The 16,673-nt window shown below is 58.7% G+C and carries 14 protein-coding genes and 1 pseudogene; 7 read left to right on the forward strand and 8 right to left on the reverse strand.

Going from position 1 to position 16,673, the window contains the following annotated elements:
* Window positions 1–3: 3 nt before the first annotated feature.
* The 7 genes from BMY49_RS00935 (at window position 4) to BMY49_RS00965 (ending at window position 6,726) form a co-directional block, all read left to right on the forward strand.
* On the forward strand, window positions 4–921 hold the full coding sequence (locus BMY49_RS00935; RefSeq protein WP_074210502.1) for a hydroxymethylglutaryl-CoA lyase: 918 nt from the start codon (window positions 4–6) through the stop codon (window positions 919–921).
* A 75-nt stretch (window positions 922–996) separates the two neighbouring features.
* Window positions 997–2,697: an AMP-binding protein gene (locus BMY49_RS00940; RefSeq protein ID WP_062361123.1), complete on the forward strand. Its 1,701-nt coding sequence runs from the start codon at window positions 997–999 to the stop codon at window positions 2,695–2,697.
* A 110-nt stretch (window positions 2,698–2,807) separates the two neighbouring features.
* Window positions 2,808–3,638 carry a class I SAM-dependent methyltransferase gene (locus tag BMY49_RS00945; protein WP_089674549.1) on the forward strand — a complete coding sequence of 277 codons (831 nt, stop codon included), beginning with the start codon at window positions 2,808–2,810 and terminating at the stop codon, window positions 3,636–3,638.
* A 44-nt stretch (window positions 3,639–3,682) separates the two neighbouring features.
* Window positions 3,683–4,252, forward strand: a complete 570-nt coding sequence (locus tag BMY49_RS00950; RefSeq protein WP_058578062.1) for a hypothetical protein — start codon at window positions 3,683–3,685, stop codon at window positions 4,250–4,252.
* Window positions 4,253–4,367: 115 nt separating this feature from the next.
* Window positions 4,368–4,637 carry a Trp family transcriptional regulator gene (locus BMY49_RS00955; protein WP_089674550.1) on the forward strand — a complete coding sequence of 90 codons (270 nt, stop codon included), beginning with the start codon at window positions 4,368–4,370 and terminating at the stop codon, window positions 4,635–4,637.
* Window positions 4,634–6,055: an anthranilate synthase component I family protein gene (locus BMY49_RS00960; protein ID WP_089674551.1), complete on the forward strand. Its 1,422-nt coding sequence runs from the start codon at window positions 4,634–4,636 to the stop codon at window positions 6,053–6,055. Before BMY49_RS00955 ends, BMY49_RS00960 begins: the two co-directional genes overlap by 4 nt.
* Window positions 6,052–6,726: an anthranilate synthase component II gene (locus BMY49_RS00965; protein WP_054640824.1), complete on the forward strand. Its 675-nt coding sequence runs from the start codon at window positions 6,052–6,054 to the stop codon at window positions 6,724–6,726. Before BMY49_RS00960 ends, BMY49_RS00965 begins: the two co-directional genes overlap by 4 nt.
* Here BMY49_RS00965 and BMY49_RS00970 read toward each other — a convergent pair.
* From BMY49_RS00970 to cysM, 8 genes and pseudogenes are all read right to left on the reverse strand, one after another.
* Window positions 6,710–6,985 carry a DUF1294 domain-containing protein gene (locus tag BMY49_RS00970; protein ID WP_054640823.1) on the reverse strand — a complete coding sequence of 92 codons (276 nt, stop codon included), beginning with the start codon at window positions 6,983–6,985 and terminating at the stop codon, window positions 6,710–6,712. The genes BMY49_RS00965 and BMY49_RS00970 overlap by 17 nt on opposite strands.
* Before the next feature lie 27 nt (window positions 6,986–7,012).
* Complete coding sequence (gene rluF, locus BMY49_RS00975; protein WP_089674552.1) at window positions 7,013–8,089, reverse strand: 23S rRNA pseudouridine(2604) synthase RluF; 1,077 nt, start codon at window positions 8,087–8,089, stop codon at window positions 7,013–7,015.
* A 26-nt stretch (window positions 8,090–8,115) separates the two neighbouring features.
* Window positions 8,116–8,220, reverse strand: a pseudogene (locus tag BMY49_RS18125) (DUF924 family protein); the annotation flags it as partial.
* 169 nt (window positions 8,221–8,389) lie between these two features.
* Entirely contained in the window at window positions 8,390–11,038 is a 2,649-nt protein-coding gene (gene ppc, locus BMY49_RS00985; protein WP_089674555.1) for a phosphoenolpyruvate carboxylase, read from the reverse strand.
* Between the two features lie 41 nt (window positions 11,039–11,079).
* The gene (gene mazG / locus BMY49_RS00990) at window positions 11,080–11,907 is read right to left on the reverse strand and encodes a nucleoside triphosphate pyrophosphohydrolase (protein WP_089674557.1); all 828 of its coding nucleotides are present in this window, start codon (window positions 11,905–11,907) and stop codon (window positions 11,080–11,082) included.
* On the reverse strand, window positions 11,907–14,183 hold the full coding sequence (gene relA, locus BMY49_RS00995) for a GTP diphosphokinase (RefSeq protein ID WP_089674559.1): 2,277 nt from the start codon (window positions 14,181–14,183) through the stop codon (window positions 11,907–11,909). Before relA ends, mazG begins: the two co-directional genes overlap by 1 nt.
* Before the next feature lie 70 nt (window positions 14,184–14,253).
* Window positions 14,254–15,693 carry a 23S rRNA (uracil(1939)-C(5))-methyltransferase RlmD gene (gene rlmD, locus BMY49_RS01000; RefSeq protein ID WP_089674561.1) on the reverse strand — a complete coding sequence of 480 codons (1,440 nt, stop codon included), beginning with the start codon at window positions 15,691–15,693 and terminating at the stop codon, window positions 14,254–14,256.
* Window positions 15,694–16,590 carry a cysteine synthase CysM gene (gene cysM, locus BMY49_RS01005; protein ID WP_044628370.1) on the reverse strand — a complete coding sequence of 299 codons (897 nt, stop codon included), beginning with the start codon at window positions 16,588–16,590 and terminating at the stop codon, window positions 15,694–15,696.
* Window positions 16,591–16,673: the final 83 nt, after the last annotated feature.

Below are 16,673 nucleotides of genomic sequence, written 5' to 3' on the forward strand. Positions count from 1 at the left end.
AACATGGCACTGCCCTCGTCTATCAAGCTCTTTGAAATGGCCCCCCGCGACGGGCTGCAGAACGAGCCGGGCACCCTGGTGCCCACCGCCACCAAAATCGAGCTGATCGAGCGGCTGGCGAATGCGGGTATTCACCATATCGAAGCAGCCAGCTTTGTCTCGCCCAAGTGGGTGCCGCAAATGGGCGATGCCGCTGAGGTGATGCGCGGCATTCAGCGCCAGCACGGCGTGGTGTATTCCGCGCTGACGCCAAACCTAAAGGGGTTGGAAAGCGCCCTGGAGGCAGGTGTTGAGGAAGTCGCGGTATTCGGTGCGGCATCGGAAGCGTTCTCCCAGAAGAACATCAACTGCTCAATTGCCGAGTCGCTGGCGCGCTTTGAGCCGGTGCTTGCCCGCGCCAACGAGGCAGGCGTGCGGGTGCGGGGCTACGTCTCCTGCGTGCTGGGCTGCCCTTATGAGGGCGACATTGCCCCCCATAAAGTGGCTGACGTCGCCAAAGCGCTGTATGAGATGGGCTGCTATGAAGTTTCCCTGGGCGACACCATTGGCGTGGGTACGCCGCTGGCCGCTAAGCGAATGATCGAAGCCACTCGCCAACAGGTGCCGATTGAGAAACTGGCCGCTCACTTCCACGACACTTACGGCATGGCGATTGCCAACCTGTACGCCGTGCTGGAAGAAGGCGTGAGCGTGATCGATGCCGCCACGGCAGGCCTGGGTGGCTGCCCCTACGCTAAGGGCGCATCGGGCAATGTGGCCACCGAAGACGTGCTCTATTTATTGGAAGGGCTGGGTATCGATACCGGCATCGACCTGCAGGCAGTGATCGATACCGGCTACTGGATCACTCAGCAGCTTGGCCGTAAACCCAGTGCCAAAGTGGCACTCGCCAAAGGGTGTGCCAAAAGCAGCAAAGCATAACGCCACCCAAACAACCTAATAATTAAAAATGCGTCACTTCCCGTTCAGATAAGAAAAAGACATCGGAGACTCACCATGGCATCACCTGCAACCTTGCCCAGCTACACCAGCAGCACCGCAGAAAAGCCGCTGTTGGGCATGACCATTGGCGATAAATTCGACCAAATTGCCGCCCAGTATCCGGATAACGACGCGCTGATTGCGCTACACCAGAATATTCACTGGAGCTACCGCGAGCTTCAGCAGGAAGTGAACCGCTGCGCCCGCGCCCTGCTCGCGATTGGTGTACAAAAAGGCGACCGCGTGGGCATTTGGGCACCCAACTGCAGCGAATGGACGTTGACCCAGTTTGCCACCGCTAAAATTGGCGCGATCCTGGTGAACATCAATCCCTCTTACCGAACCCACGAGCTGGAGTACGCGCTGAACCAGTCCGGCGCGCGCTTTTTAGTCACCGCCAACCAATTCAAAAGCTCCGACTACACGGCGATGCTGTTCGAGCTGGCGCCAGAGCTCAACAGCTGCGCGGAAGGCAAGCTAACATCACAAAAGCTGCCGGACCTTGAGTGTGTGATTAATTTAAGCGCCGACAAGCACAGCGGCATGTGGCGCTGGGCAGATTTCATCGCCGAAGCCGACAAGGTGAGCCAAACCGACGTGGACGACCTACAGGCCACGCTGCAGTTCGATGATCCGATCAATATCCAGTACACCTCTGGCACCACCGGCTTTCCCAAAGGGGCCACGCTCTCTCACCACAACATTCTTAACAACGGCTTTTTTGTGGCCGAAAGCATGGGCTTTACCAGCGAAGACCGCTTGGTGATTCCCGTACCGCTCTACCACTGCTTTGGCATGGTAATGGGCAACCTGGGCTGCGTGACCCACGGCGCGGCGATGATCTACCCAGATGAAGGCTTCGACCCCGGTAAAGTGCTGAAAGCCGTTCATGAGCAGAAAGCCACCGCGCTCTACGGCGTGCCCACTATGTTTATTGCCGAACTTGAGCACCCTGACTTCGCCAGCACCGATTTTTCGACGCTGCGCACCGGCATTATGGCGGGCTCCATTTGCCCTGCTGAAATCATGAAGCAGGTCATCAACAAGATGAACATGAAGGGCGTGCAAATCGCCTACGGCATGACCGAAACCAGCCCGGTCTCTACGCAAACCGGCGCGAACGACACCATTGAAAAGCGCGTTTCCACCGTGGGCCGCACCCAGCCCCACCTGGAGAGCAAGATCGTCGACCCCGGCAACGGCGGCATTCTACCCCGTGGCGAAATCGGCGAGCTGTGTACCCGTGGCTACAGCGTGATGCTGAAGTATTGGAACAACGACAAAGCCACTGCTGAGGCCATCGACGAGACAGGCTGGATGCACACCGGCGACTTGGCCACCATGGATGACGAGGGCTACATCCAGATCGTCGGTCGCATCAAAGACATGGTGATTCGCGGCGGCGAAAACGTCTACCCGAAAGAGATCGAAGAGTTCTTGTACGCTCACCCGGCGATTTCCGAAGTACAGGTCACCGGCGTGCCAGATAAAAAGTACGGCGAAGAGCTGATTGCCTGGGTGAAGCTCAACAGCACGGCGGGCGAAATTACCGGGGAAGACCTGCGCGAATACTGCAAAGGCAAAATCACCCACTTCAAGATCCCGCGCTACTTCAAGTTCGTGGATGAGTTCCCGATGACCGTGACCGGCAAAATTCAGAAATTCAAAATACGCGAAATCTCGATTAAAGAGCTGGGGCTGGAAGACCAAAAGTAAAAGGGATCGAAGCTGTTACAACGATCAACTGTCGATCAGAACAACCCGTAGCGGCGGCCTTCGCCAGGGTTGTTCTGATCCTGAGACGCTAGCCCCAACCGAGGCTCCCCATGCCTACTTCCCTCGCCCACCACTACCATCAAGCGCTGCGCGACCAGGATATCCTTAACCAACTGAGCTCCCACTACCCCGATGGCCCCACGCTGCATCAATTAGCACCGCTCGACCAGCTGCATATTGGCGGTATCGCCGCATCAAAAAGGCTCTTGGATTTGCTCGATCAGAGCGCCCCTATGGCGCTGGATATTGGCGCAGGGCTGGGGGGATTGATGCGCCAGGGGGCCGCATTGGGTTTTCATCTCACCGGACTGGATATTACCCACCGCTTTAACGTGCTGAATCAAGCCATCAGCGAACTGGCAATGACACAGCCTCCTAACGATTCATCAGCGGGCACTCTGCGCTGTGTGACGGGAGATGCCTGCGCACTGCCGTTTAGTGATGCCAGCTTCGATGCTGTGCTGTTCCAACACAGCCTGATGAATATGCCCGATCCTGCACGCGTACTGGCCGAGTGCCGCCGCGTGCTGCGCCCCGGCGGGCAGCTGGTGATGCATGAGGTGGTCAGCGGCCCTCACTGCGAGGCACTGCGTTTTCCGGTGCCCTGGGCAGAAGGGCCGACACACTCGCATTTGCTGACGTTGGCGGCATTGACACAGCGACTGCAAACGGCGGGCTTCGATATTCGACACTGCGAAGACTGGAGCGACACGGCACTTGAATGGCGCCAGCGCCAGCGGCAAAAAGAGCAGGCAGCGCATGCCGCTGTGCTTTCGCCGCAATGGGTGTTCGGTGAGAGGTTTGTGCAGATGGGAAAAAATTTGCTAGAAAATTTGGCCAACGGCGCAATTAACGTGGTGGAAATCAGCGCCCGTTGCTAGTCTGTTAGGGATAACGTCAACAAGAAAGGACAAGAGGAACGCCAATGAACCGCTTGGCAAGCACCCTGCTCTTGAGTCTGTTCGGCACGCTCCTACCCCTAGAAGCCACCTTGGCCGATGATGACGCTCCTGCTCTCTCCTATGCAGCCCCCAATAGCGAATGGATGCGCCTCGATAACGGTGTGGTGCTGGAAGGCAGCGACCTGAGCAGCCTGGACACCAACACCACCGGCTTTCGGCTGACCGCGGGATTCAGCCCCGAACAGCTGCCCCGGCTGGATATCGGTGCCGAGATCGCCTATCGCGAAAGTGAAGAAGTCCCCATTACTTCCCAGATGAACCCGCTGCTCATGGACACCCTGAGCCTGGGTGGCGCCTTGGTGGCAGGCGTGCGCATGGGCGCCGTCAGCATTTATGCCAAGTCCGGCTTCACCGAGTGGCGTGGTGAAGCGTACCAGCCCCAGGCCGATGATGGCGGCACGGCGCTACTGCAAGGCTTCGGCGCCACCATGACCATCAACCGGTTGATCAGCCGTTTCGAGTACGAGCGTATCGATGCAGCCACGCTCAGCCACCTCAATATGCTCAGCGCTTCGCTACACCTGCCGTTTTAATCCCAGTTTTCGATGCTGCCAGCCGAGATGTCTCTTGACTCGGCGTTTATCCGTGTTAATGTACTAGCGTACTAGTACATTAACACGGATTACATCGACCGCTGGTGACTCACTCATGCCCCTCTCTCCGTCACACTATCAGACTGAGCTGGTACGCCATCTGGTGGCCATCGAGACCCCCGAGGCCATGGACGCTGCGCTGGCCAGCCTGCTGACCCCAGCGGAGTACCAGGAAATCAGCAAGCGCCTGCAGATTTTCAAGCTGCTCAACGAAGGGGTGCCCCACCGCAAGATTGCCGACACCCTCGGGGTCGGTATTGCCACGGTATCCAGGGGCTCTCGCGCACTGAACCAGTCACCTTCATCACGGAACGACCCTTTATGAGCACTCACACTCAGGCCAACACCCCTGGCCCAACGCCGTTTACACTGCCCCGTAAACCCCACTACGTGACGCTGGCGGCAGACTGCGACTTTTTCGCCCTGTTTCAGAAAATCGAGCGCCGCTTCGACACCTGCTACATGCTGGAGTCGCTAGGCGAAGATAGCCACATGGCGCGCCACTCGATCATTGGTTTCGACCCCGAATATACGCTGTACGCCAATGGCCACACGCTGACCATCGAAAACCGCGACGGTCAGGCCGAGCAGTACACCAGCGAGAACCCCTACGAGCTGCTGCGCAGCCTGATTCCGCAGAACATCATTTCCCGCAAGTACGCCGGCGGCCTCAGCGGCTATCTGGGCTACGACGCCATGCAGTACTTCGAGCCTTCGCTGACGCTGAAAGCCAGCGACGACTTCGATACGTTCCGCTTTGGGCTGTACAAAGACGGCCTGATTCTCGACAAGATGACCGGGGAAGTCACTTACTTCTATTACGATAATAGCCGTTACGCGTTTCTGCAGACGCTGATCGACGCCGACGACGAGCCAGCAGGCCCGCTGCACATTACCGCGCTGGGCGACACCATGAGCAAAGCCGAGCACGCCGAAGCGGTCGCCAAGGTGAAGCAGGACATTATCGACGGTAAGGTTTTCCAGTGCGAAGTGGGCTTTAAAAAGCGCTTTCGCATTCAGGGCGACACCCTGGCGCTTTACGACCAACTGCGTACCATCAACCCCTCGCCGCAGATGTACTACGTGAAGTTTGGCGAACAGAAGTTGATTGGCGCGAGCCCCGAGCTGCTGTTCCGCCTGCGCCAGGGCGAGATGGAGACGTTCCCGCTGGCGGGCACCACCCTGCGCGGCCAAACGCCCCAAGAAGATACCCAGCTTGCCCGCGCGCTGCTCAACGACCCCAAAGAGATCGCTGAGCACAACATGATTGTGGACCTGCACCGCAACGATATTGGTCGAGTGGCGCAGTTTGGGACGGTCAAAGTGCGCAGCCTGATGGATATCAAGCGCTTCAGCCACGTACAGCACATTTCGAGCGAGATCGTCGGCATTATTGCCGAGAGCGAAGACATGTTCACCGCGCTGGCCAGCAACTTCCCGGCAGGCACGCTCACCGGAGCGCCCAAAATCGAGGCGATGAAAATCATCGACGATCTGGAAACCGATGGGCGCGGCCCCTACGGCGGCGCGGTGGGTCAGTTCTCCTTCAACGGCGACTGCACCTTTGCGATCCCCATTCGCACTGTGTTTGTCAACGGCGAGCGCGCTTACGTGCAAACCTGTGGCGGCAACGTGTACGACAGCAACGCCGAGGATGAGTACGAAGAGATTCGCCGCAAATTCGCCGGCACCCGCAAGGCCTTAGCCCCCTTTATGGATACGGAAACGGAGAGCCCCGCATGAAGGTGCTGATCATCGATAACTACGACTCCTTCACCTATAACCTTTACCAGTTTATTGGTGAGATTCTGACCACGGAGAAGAATCGCGGCGAGCTGCCTCATTTTGAGATCATGGTGAAGCGCAATAACCAGATTGATTTTAAAGCGATTGAAGCCATGGCGCCGGATCGCATTATTATCTCGCCTGGCCCAGGCTCGCCGGATGACCCGCGCTACTTTGGCGTATGTGCCGAGGTGATTGAGAAGCTGGGCAAAACCACGCCACTGCTGGGGGTTTGCTTAGGCATGCAAGGGATTGTGCATGTGTTTGGCGGCAAGGTGGTCAAAGCGCCGCTGCCAATGCACGGTAAAATCAGCCCCATTAATCACAATAACCAATCGGTATTCAACGGCGTGCCCGACCAGCTTGAAGTGATGCGCTACCACTCACTGATTGCCGATGCGGCGACACTTCCAGAGTGCCTAGAAGTGACCGCCACAGTAGGTGCACTCACCGCCGACAACTTTGCTGAGCGCGGCCGCTGGCAGGCAGCGGGTGAATTTGAGCTGATGGGCGTAAAGCACCGTGACTACCCAATTCACGGCATTCAGTTTCACCCGGAGTCGTTTGCCACCGAGGGCGGCAAAGAGCTCATCGCTAACTTCCTATTTGCCCCTAACGCAGTGGCATAACCGCGACAAGACCACCTAACACTGCAATATTGAGCAGCACCGTGGCCCAATAAACGCGTCGAAAGCTGGTTTTTTGGGTCTTGTGGCGCAGCTGCTGCTGCGCGCACCATGCCCCCGGCCAACCGCCTAGCAGCGCCAGCCAGTGCAGCGTTTTCTCACTCACCCGCTGGCGCTGTTTAATCGCGGCCCGCTTATCCCACGCATAGAGAACGTAGGTAATCACGCTGGCCGTCGCATACCACGCCAGTAGGTAACTCATATAAGTTGGCATCTCTGTCATGGAGAACTACTTGCGCCGGGAAGGCGGCTTACCGGAGGCAGCTTTACCCCCGCTGGGGCGGCCGCCCTTTATCGCGCCCTTACGCGCGCCCGGTTTGCCGCTAGAGTGGCTCCCGGGCCTCCCCTTTCCTTTAGTGGCCGGTCTTCCCGCTGACGCTGCTCCTTTGCCGCCTGACTTACCAGCAGCGGCCCCTTTTGCCTTGGGATCCTTGCGGGCTTTGTTACCCGCGCCGGCACCTGAAGAGGCCCGTTTTGCTGCCGTCTTTTTATCCTGCGCGCTACTTCTACCGCCGCTGTAGTTGGGTCGGGCGATTTTTTTCTTCTCAGGTGCTTTCTTCTCAGATGTTTTCTTCTCAGGCGCTACATCTGAGGTTTCGGTGAGGGCAACAATGGTCTCGATCTCTTTGGGCGTCAGGTCACGCCAATCCCCCAGCGCCAGCCCTTTCAGCGAGACGTTCATGATGCGCGTACGTACCAGTTGCGTCACTTCGTAGCCAAAGTATTCGCACATACGGCGAATTTGGCGGTTGAGCCCCTGCACTAGCGTGATATTGAACACAAAGGTGGACTCTTTAACCACCTGACACTTTTTGGTCATCTGCCCAAGGATCGGCACGCCGCCCTGCATACCGGCAATAAACTCGTTGGTGATCGGTTTATCGACCGTCACCACGTACTCTTTTTCGTGGTTGTTGTTGGCGCGCAGGATTTTGTTGACCAAGTCGCCGTTGTTGGTGAGAAAGATCAACCCCTGGGAGTCTTTATCTAAGCGCCCAATGGGGAAAATACGCGTGCCGTGCTTCACAAACTCAACGATATTGTCTTTTTCTGCCGACTCCGTGGTGCTGACAATCCCCACCGGTTTGTTGAGCGCGATCAGTACTAAATCCTCCTCTTCCTGCGGCTCAATCTCCTGGCCGTTGACCTTTACCCGATCCCCCGCGACCACTTGGTCACCAGTGGTTGCCCGGCGGCCGTTGATCCACACATTGCCCTGCTCGACAAAGCGGTCCGCCTCCCGGCGGGAGCAGAGGCCGCTTTCGCTGATGTATTTATTGATACGGGTAGATTTTCGTAACGACATAAATCGCCATATAGCCTAAATAAACGTTAAAAAGAGGAGCCGGGCTGCTTGAGGAACTCGACCTCTTCCGGAGTCGAGGCTCTGCCCAAGACCGCATTGCGATGCGGGTAGCGCCCAAAGCGATCGATAATCTGTTGGTCGATTTGGGCATCTTTCTTAAACCACTGGGCTGGCGACAACTCCTGAAACCAGAATGCCAGCACGGCCTGAGCGTCTGTGGTCATGTTTCTGCCTCCAACACTGGACATAAAGAAAAGCGCCGCCACCCATCGGTAGCGGCGCTGGTGGGCTGTCTTCAGCTTAGCCGGTGTTACGCAGGCCAGCCGCAATACCCGCCATGGTGACCATTAACGCGCGGGAGAGATCCGGGCTAATCGCGCCGTCGGCATCGCGGTTACGCTGCAAAAGCTCGGCTTGCAGGCCGTGCAGCGGGTCGATGTAAGGGTTACGCACGTCAATCGCCTGACGAATCAATGGCGTGTTCTCCAGCAATTTCTCCTGCTGAAGAATATCTAACACCACGTCTTCCAGCCGCTCGAAGCGCTCGCGGAGCTTTTTGCCCAGCGCTTTTAGCGAGGGTTCGTCCACCAAGCGGTGCTCATAGTAGGCGGCAATCGCCACGTCTGCTTTGGCCAGCAGCATCTCTAACATATCAAGGTAGGTGCCAAAGAAGGGCCACTGGGTGCGCATTTCTTGCAGCACTTCACGGCCGCCGGGCTGTTCCAGGCGGAGGGAGAAGGCTTCGCCGCTGCCAAGCCAAGCGGGCAGCATCAGGCGGATTTGTGTCCAGGCGAAAATCCAGGGGATCGCCCTCAGGGTTTCCACACCACCATCCTGGCGACGCTTGGTCGGCCGCGAGCCTAGCGGCAGCCTACCCAGCGCGCCCTCCGGCGTCACCGCACGGAAATAGGGGACGAAGTCGGGATCTTCCCGTACAACACCCACGTAAGCCGCATGGGCCACCTTGGCCAGTTGATCCATCTCTTCGCGCCAGTGGGGTTCCGGCGCGGGCGGTGGCAATAGCGTGGCTTCCAGCACCGCACAGGCGTAGATCTCCATGGAACGCAGCGCGATATCCGGCTGGCCGAACTTAAAGCGAATCATCTCGCCCTGCTCGGTCACCCGCAGGCTGCCGTTCACGGAGCCAGGCGGCTGGGAGAGAATCGCCGCGTGGGCCGGACCGCCCCCACGGCCAACGGTACCGCCACGGCCGTGGAACAGCGTCAGATCAACACCGTGCTTGTCGCATACGTTGACCAGGGCTTCCTGGGCACGGTATTGCGCCCAGGCAGCGGCCAATTGCCCCGCATCTTTGGCGGAGTCGGAGTAGCCGATCATCACCTCTTGGCGGTCTTTAGCCAACGCGCGATAGCCGGGCAGCGCCAGTAGTTTGTCGATCACATCCCCCGCGTGGTCCAGATCGTTCAAGGTTTCGAACAGCGGTGCAATGGGCAACGAGACTTGCCCCCCCACTTCCTTCATCAACAGCGCCACGGTGAGCACATCCGAAGGCTCGGCGGCCATGGAAATAATGTAAGTACCCAGCGCTTCTGCATGCTCCTGGGCGATCACCTTGAAGGTGTCGATGACCTCACGGGACTCCGCCGAACACTCCCAGCGGCGGGGTATCAGCGGGCGGCGAGACTCAAGCTCCGCCAGCAAAAACTCCTGACGCTGGGTTTCGCTCCACTCTTGGTAGTGGCCTAGGCCTAAGGAGCTGGTGAGTTCTTCCATTACTTGGGCGTGGCGGCTGGCTTCCTGGCGAAGGTCGAGCTTGGTCAGCGTGACGCCGAACACGGCCACGCGGCGCAGGGTATCCAGCAGCGCACCGTTGGCAATGGTATCCAGCCCCACGTCGCACAGCGAGCGGTAGCAGGCCAGCAGCGGCGCGTAAATTTGGTCGCGGGTTTCAATAATCGGCCCGCCATCGTAGTTGCGGCCATCCAGCTGCGCTTTTGCCCAGTCGCGGGTGGCTTCCATTTTGGTTAGTAACCGTTTGAGCAGCTCCCGGTAGGGTTCCGCCACATCGCCCACTTCGGCTTTTAGGGCGCTGTTGGCTTTCCACATGGAGAGCTCGGTTTTGAGCTGTTCTAAATCGCGCAGATAGAGATCCGCTGCCATCCAGCGGCCTAGCAGCAGCACTTCCTGGGTGACTTTGGCGGTGACATTCGGGTTGCCGTCGCGGTCGCCACCCATCCAGGAGGCGTAGCGAATCGGCGCGGCATCCAGCGGCAGGCGCTCGCCTGCGGTGTCCAGCAGCAGGTTATCCAGGTCGCGATGAAAATCCGGCACCGCCTGCCACAGCGAGTTCTCGATGACGGCAAAGCCCCACTTCGCTTCGTCTACCGGTGTGGGGCGTTCGTGGCGAATCTCGTCGGTATGCCACGCCTGGCTGATCAGCTCTTCCAAACGGCCTTGGGCGCGGGCACCACGCTCGGGGTAATCCTCGGAGCTTTCGATCGCAGTCAAGCACTCATCGATCGCATCGTATTTTTGGATCAGCGTACGACGGATGACCTCGGTGGGGTGAGCGGTCAGTACGAGCTCGACGCGCATATTAGCCAGGGTTTCCACCAGCTTGCGGGGCGAGTTACCGGCCTGCTGAGCGCGCCCCAAGAGCTCCCCTAGCGCGGGCTGCGAACCGGGTTTGTAATCCTCCACCCGACGGAACCGTGCCCGGTAGTGCTGCTCGGCAATGTTAGCCAGGTTCAAAAACTGGTTAAAGGCGCGGGTAACGGGTAAGAGGTCGCGCTCGGGAAGCTGGCGCAGGTACTCTATCAACTGGCGCTGCTGCAGTGAGTCGCCCTGGCGACCCCGCTTGGCATGGGCACGAATGGTTTCGATTTTATCGACAAACGACTGGCCTAAATCGTCGGCAATGGTTCTTCCCAGGCTATCGCCTAGGATACGCACGTTGTCGCGCAGGGATTCGTGTAAATCATGACTCATGGGCGTGGCCTCCTTGCGGGGTCGCGTTGATGATTTTGAAATTAGCGTTGTTCTTGGGCTTTAGCGGCTTGCCAGTGGCCTTCCATTTCGTCCAGCGAGGCCTCGCTTAGCGGGCGCTCTGCCTCGGCAAGCGCGCGTTCCACATAGCGAAAGCGGCGCTCAAATTTTGTATTGGTGTTACGCAGGCACTGTTCGGGGTCGGCCCCGAGGGTGCGGGCTAAATTGGTGACGGCAAACAGCAGGTCACCGACCTCTTCCTGGGCGTGCAGCCTATCGCCTGCCGCCAGCGCCTCTTCGACTTCATCCAGCTCTTCGCGGATTTTGTCCAGCACGCCACGGGCATCCGGCCAATCAAAGCCCACTCGGGCAGCGCGTTTGGAGAGTTTGGCCGCGCGGCTTAGGGCGGGCAGCGCCCTAGGCACATCATCTAGCACCGACGGGGCTTCGGTAGCCCGCTCGGCGCGTTCGTCCGCTTTGAGCGCTTCCCAGCGGCTATTCACCTGTTGGGTTTTGACTTCTTCGGCACTGACGCCGGGCGGGCGACGGGACGCCAGCGTTCCGTCTGGGAACACATGGGGATGACGGCGCAGCATCTTGGCGGTCAGCGTATCGACGATATCGTGAAAATCGAAGCGCTGCTCTTCTGCGCCAAATTGGGCGTAATAGACCACTTGAAAAAGCAGGTCGCCGAGCTCGCCGGGCAGTTCATCGAAGGCGCGACGCTCGATGGCGTCGGCCACTTCGTAAGCCTCTTCCAGCGTGTGGGGCACGATGCTGTCCCAATCCTGCTTGATGTCCCATGGACAGCCCTGCTCTCGGTCGCGCAGCACGGCCATTAGGGTGAGCAAATCCTCCAGGGTATGACGCATCAGGCCCCTCCTTTACGGGCACTTTTCTCGGGATCGGCGTTACGCAGGCGACGCACTTCGGTCACGTTGGGCAACTGCTGAATACGCGAGAACAGCCTGCCCAGGGATTCAAGGCCATCGACTTCCAGGGTAATCCTCAGTCGGGCGATGCCCTCGTCGGTATCCGTAAGCGTGTTGACCGCTAGCACATTGACCCTTTCATTACCCAAGAGACCAGTCACATCGCGCAGCAGGCCGGAGCGGTCCCAGGCTTGAATCTCGATGGTCACCGGGTAACGGGTGTGGGCCCGCTCGCCCCACTCCACCTCGATAATGCGCTGGGGCTCTTCCATGCGCAATTGGAGAATGTTGGGACAGTCCTGGCGATGAACGGTCACGCCGCGCCCTTGGGTAATAAAGCCGACAATCGGCTCGCCGGGTACCGGGCGGCAGCAGTTGGCCATGCTGGTTTTCAGGTTGCCCACGCCCAGCACGGTGATGTCGCTTTGGGTCGCCTTGCTGGGCTGGCGGCGGGGTTTGGCTAGCAGGCGATCGAGCTGCTCTTGGTCGTCGGTTTCACCAAACAGTTGCTGGGCCTGGTGCAGCACTTGACCAATTCGCAGGTCGCCCGCCCCCAGCGCCGCGTACATATCGTCGGCGTTTTGGTAGTTGACGGCTTTGGCGAGCTTAGCAAGGTCCAGCCCTTCCACATCCAGGCGGCGCATTTCACGCTCAAACAGCGTGCGCCCTTCGTCCAGGTTCTGGTCGCGGGCCTGATGCTTAAACCACGCCTGAATTTTTGCCCGCGCCCGGGAGGTGCGCACGTAGCCTAAGCTGGGGTTGAGCCAGTCGCGGCTGGGGCCGCCTTTGGTGGCAGTGAGAATCTCGATTTGCTGGCCGGTTTTCAGCTTGTAGGTCAACGGGACGATGCGACCGTTAACCTTGGCACCTCGGCAGCGATGGCCAATTTCGGTATGCACCCGGTAAGCAAAATCGATCGGCGTGGCGATACGCGGCAGGTCGATAACGTGCCCATCGGGGGTAAAAACGTAGATGCGGTCTGGGGCGACATCGCTGGAGAGGCCTTCGCGCAGGTCGCCAAAGCCGCCCACTTCGTCCTGCCACTCCAATACTTGGCGCAGCCAGGCGATTTTCTCTTCGTAGCTGCGGCTCTTGGCGTTGGTATCGTGGCCTTTATAGCGCCAGTGGGCACACACCCCAAGCTCTGCCTCGTCGTGCATGGCAAAAGTGCGGATCTGAATCTCCAGCACCTTGTTTTCCGGCCCGAGTACCGCCGTATGCAGCGACTGATAGCCGTTTTTCTTGGGGTTGGCGATGTAGTCGTCAAACTCGTTGGGCACGTGGTGCCAGCGGGAATGGACGATGCCTAACACGGTGTAGCAGTCGGTGACTTCCGGCACCAGGATACGCACGGCGCGCACGTCGTGTACCTGGGAGAAATCGATCCGCTTGCGCTTCATTTTGCGCCAGATGGAGTAGATATGCTTGGCCCTGCCGCTCACGTCGTAGCGGTGAATATGCTGGGCTTCCATCAGGCCTTTGAGGGTTTCGACCACATCGTGAATATAGCGGTCGCGGTCCAGGCGCTTCTCTGCCAGCAGCTTGGCAATCGCCTTGTACTCGTCCTCGTGGAGATAGCGAAACGAGAGATCTTCCAGTTCCCATTTGATCTGGCCAATACCCAGGCGGTGGGCCAGAGGCGCGTAAATATCCGCCACTTCCCTGGCGACCTGTAAGCATTTCTCACGGGGAGCGTCTTTGACTTGGCGCAGCGCGCAGGTGCGCTCGGCAATTTTGATCAGGGCAACGCGCACGTCGCCCACCATATTCACCAGCATTTTGCGCAGGTTTTCCTGCTGGTTGTGCTGGCTCATGCCATGGTTGGGTGCCAACGGGTAGCTAATGGCGGCCATTTGCAGAACGCCATCGATGAGCTTGGCGACTTCATCCCCAAAGCGTTTGGTCACCGCCTCCAGGCTCAGCAGCCCTTCCCGCACGGCGCGGTAAAGCACGGCCGCCTCTAGCGCTGGCTGGTCGAGCTTCAGGTCGGCGAGGATGTCCGCCATCTCAAGCCCCATGCGGAAGCTGGAGCCGGGCGACAGCCACACGCGATGGGTTCGAGGCGCTTCCCGATCTAACTGCTCGGCAAGCTCGCAGGCTTCCTGCAAACGCTCGGGTTCACGTAGGCGCACATCTTCTTGAAGGCGCGTTAACCATTGTTGTATGTCCACCTTTCCGCTTTCTGTCAGCGGTTGGTCTTCACGCACTTTCACCATGACGTTCACTCATCCTTTCTGGGTGACGGCCTCCACACCGCCGCCACCAATGCTCGCTGCAAAGGGCAAACTAGCCCGCGTATTCAAACAGCATTAACGTTTCCATGTGGGCAGTGTGCAGAAACATATCCGCTACTGCGACTTGCTTAACACGATACCCCGCATGCACAAGGTGTGCCGCATCCCGGGCTAGCGTGGCCGGATCGCAGGAAACATAGGCCACCTTGGGTATCCGGTGGCGGCCAACCGCTTGGCAGATAGCTTCCGCCCCGCTGCGTGGGGGATCTAATACCAACGCATCCACCGAACGCTCGCGAAGCAGTGTTTTTACCGCTATTGCATCGTTTAGATCTGCCTGTTGAACGCTCACATTGAGCTGGTTCAGCGCTGCGTTAGTGCCAAGGCGCTCTACCATGGCGGTGTTACCTTCTACCGCGTGCACGCTGGCGCCTGCAGCGGCCAGAGGAAGGCTGAAGTTCCCCATCCCGGCAAACAGGTCGAGTAGCTGCATCCCAGGTGCTGGCGTTAACCATGCTACCACCTGAGACACCATCTTTTGATTGACCTCGGCATTTACCTGCAAAAAGTCACCTGGCGCAAACTGCAGTACCAGTTCAGGACCAACGTCTTCCTGCGCGGGCGACACACCAAGCGCACTCAGCGAAAAGCGCTCTTCCAACACAGGCTCTGCACCATGCCAGTGCAAGGACGGTGACTCACGCCCTAACCATGCGCCTAATCTCACTTGGTGCTGGTCAGCAAACCCTTGCCAGCGCTGCCAATCCTGCGGCTGCTCTTTTAACTGCCTGACCAGCACCACCGTAGCCTGGGGCGTCGCCAGCAGTTCAATATGCCCTACCGCGCGGGGTGCATCCAGTTCAGTAAGCAGTTGCTTTAGTGGGACTATCAGTGCTTGAAGGGCAGGTACCAATACATGGCAGTGGTCGATATCCACCAGCCGGTGGCTGTTGGCGGCACGAAAACCTAGCCGAACACTTCCCTGAGCGTCGACTTTAACACCTAGCCGCGCCCGTCGGCGGTAACCTTCCTGGTGCCCAGAAATCGCCGCCACCTCGCCAAGCGGTATGCCTTGGCGCGCCATTAATTCGCTAACGACTTCACGCTTGTGGGCGCGCTGGGCATCCACCGCCAGATGCTGCAAATCACACCCGCCGCAGTGTCCGAAGTGGCTGCAAGGCGGCGTCACCCGCTGGGGCGAGGTAGTCATCAGCGCTTTCACATGCGCTTCATCAAAGCGCTTGCGGGTGATGTGTATCGCCACCTCAACCTGTTCGCCCGGTAGCGCTTGGTCGACAAACACGGTTTTACCCGCCGGGTTATGGCTAACGCCACGGCCATCGTGGGCTAACCGTTCAATCACCAGCGGCGCCGAGAAGTCGCTAGTGGTAGCCGCACTCTTGGCCGCCTTGCCGTTGCCGCTTGGCTGACGTGCCAGCCCAGAGTGGCCGGAGGCGGGCCTAGGCGGCCGCCGCTTACCCAACATAGCCATCTATACCTCCGGGGCAAATAAGCCCGTGGAGAGATAGCGATCACCACGGTCACAGACAATAAACACGATGACCGCATTTTCGGTTTGTTCAGCAATGCGCAGCGCACCCGCTAGGCTTCCGCCAGATGAAACGCCTGCCAGAATGCCCTCTTCTCGGGCTAGGCGGCGCATATGCGCTTCCGCTTCTTGCTGGCCGATATCCAGGGTGGTATCCACGCGCGGCGCTTCAAAAATCGCTGGCAGATACTCTTTAGGCCAGCGACGAATGCCGGGGATACTGGCCCCATCAGCGGGCTGCAAGCCCACAATCTGAATCGCGCTGTTCTGCTCTTTAAGATAGCGTGACACGCCCATGATGGTGCCCGTGGTGCCCATTGAGCTCACAAAGTGGGTCACTTCACCGCCGGTTTGCTGCCATATTTCTGGCCCGGTAGTGCGGTAGTGCGCCAGCGGGTTATCTGGATTAGCAAACTGATTGAGCGGCTTACCTTCACCCCGGGCAATCATGGCATCTGCGATGTCACGAGCCTCTTCCATACCGCCTTCTTTACTGGCCGTAATCAGCTTAGCGCCGTAGGCCGCCATGGCCTGCTTGCGCTCGGCGGAAGCATTTTCCGGCATAATCAGGGTCATGTTGTACCCTTTTAGAGCCGCCGCCATAGCAAGCGCAATGCCGGTATTGCCGGAAGTCGCCTCAATTAACGTATCCCCTGGGGAAATTTCCCCACGAGCTTCCGCTTCACTCAGCATAGAGAGCGCGGGACGATCTTTCACCGAGCCCGCGGGGTTATTGCCTTCGAGTTTGGCAAGCAGCGTATTGTTCTTCCCAGCGGTAATTCGCTTCAAGCGAACCAAGGGCGTATTGCCGACCACATCTTCAAGCGTGGGATAATTCATCGAACATTCCTTATCGTAACCGTTATGCTGCATTATATCGGTGCTGCCTGTGACTGGACAGGCAACCTACTAGATTCAACGAG

The organism is Vreelandella aquamarina, assembly GCF_900110265.1.
In the GTDB taxonomy this organism is placed as follows: domain Bacteria; phylum Pseudomonadota; class Gammaproteobacteria; order Pseudomonadales; family Halomonadaceae; genus Vreelandella; species Vreelandella aquamarina.

Bases quoted from the DNA above. Each gene is read 5' to 3' on its own strand.
- BMY49_RS00935 (WP_074210502.1), top strand. From the start codon at position 4: ATGGCACTGCCCTCGTCTATCAAGCTCTTTGAAATGGCCCCCCGCGAC.
- ppc (WP_089674555.1), bottom strand. From the start codon at position 11,038: ATGAGTCATGATTTACACGAATCCCTGCGCGACAACGTGCGTATCCTA.
- cysM (WP_044628370.1), bottom strand. From the start codon at position 16,590: ATGAATTATCCCACGCTTGAAGATGTGGTCGGCAATACGCCCTTGGTT.
- BMY49_RS00945 (WP_089674549.1), top strand. From the start codon at position 2,808: ATGCCTACTTCCCTCGCCCACCACTACCATCAAGCGCTGCGCGACCAG.
- mazG (WP_089674557.1), bottom strand. From the start codon at position 11,907: ATGCGTCATACCCTGGAGGATTTGCTCACCCTAATGGCCGTGCTGCGC.
- relA (WP_089674559.1), bottom strand. From the start codon at position 14,183: ATGGTGAAAGTGCGTGAAGACCAACCGCTGACAGAAAGCGGAAAGGTG.
- BMY49_RS00940 (WP_062361123.1), top strand. From the start codon at position 997: ATGGCATCACCTGCAACCTTGCCCAGCTACACCAGCAGCACCGCAGAA.
- BMY49_RS00950 (WP_058578062.1), top strand. From the start codon at position 3,683: ATGAACCGCTTGGCAAGCACCCTGCTCTTGAGTCTGTTCGGCACGCTC.
- rlmD (WP_089674561.1), bottom strand. From the start codon at position 15,693: ATGGCTATGTTGGGTAAGCGGCGGCCGCCTAGGCCCGCCTCCGGCCAC.
- BMY49_RS00960 (WP_089674551.1), top strand. From the start codon at position 4,634: ATGAGCACTCACACTCAGGCCAACACCCCTGGCCCAACGCCGTTTACA.
- BMY49_RS00965 (WP_054640824.1), top strand. From the start codon at position 6,052: ATGAAGGTGCTGATCATCGATAACTACGACTCCTTCACCTATAACCTT.
- rluF (WP_089674552.1), bottom strand. From the start codon at position 8,089: ATGTCGTTACGAAAATCTACCCGTATCAATAAATACATCAGCGAAAGC.
- BMY49_RS00970 (WP_054640823.1), bottom strand. From the start codon at position 6,985: ATGAGTTACCTACTGGCGTGGTATGCGACGGCCAGCGTGATTACCTAC.
- BMY49_RS00955 (WP_089674550.1), top strand. From the start codon at position 4,368: ATGCCCCTCTCTCCGTCACACTATCAGACTGAGCTGGTACGCCATCTG.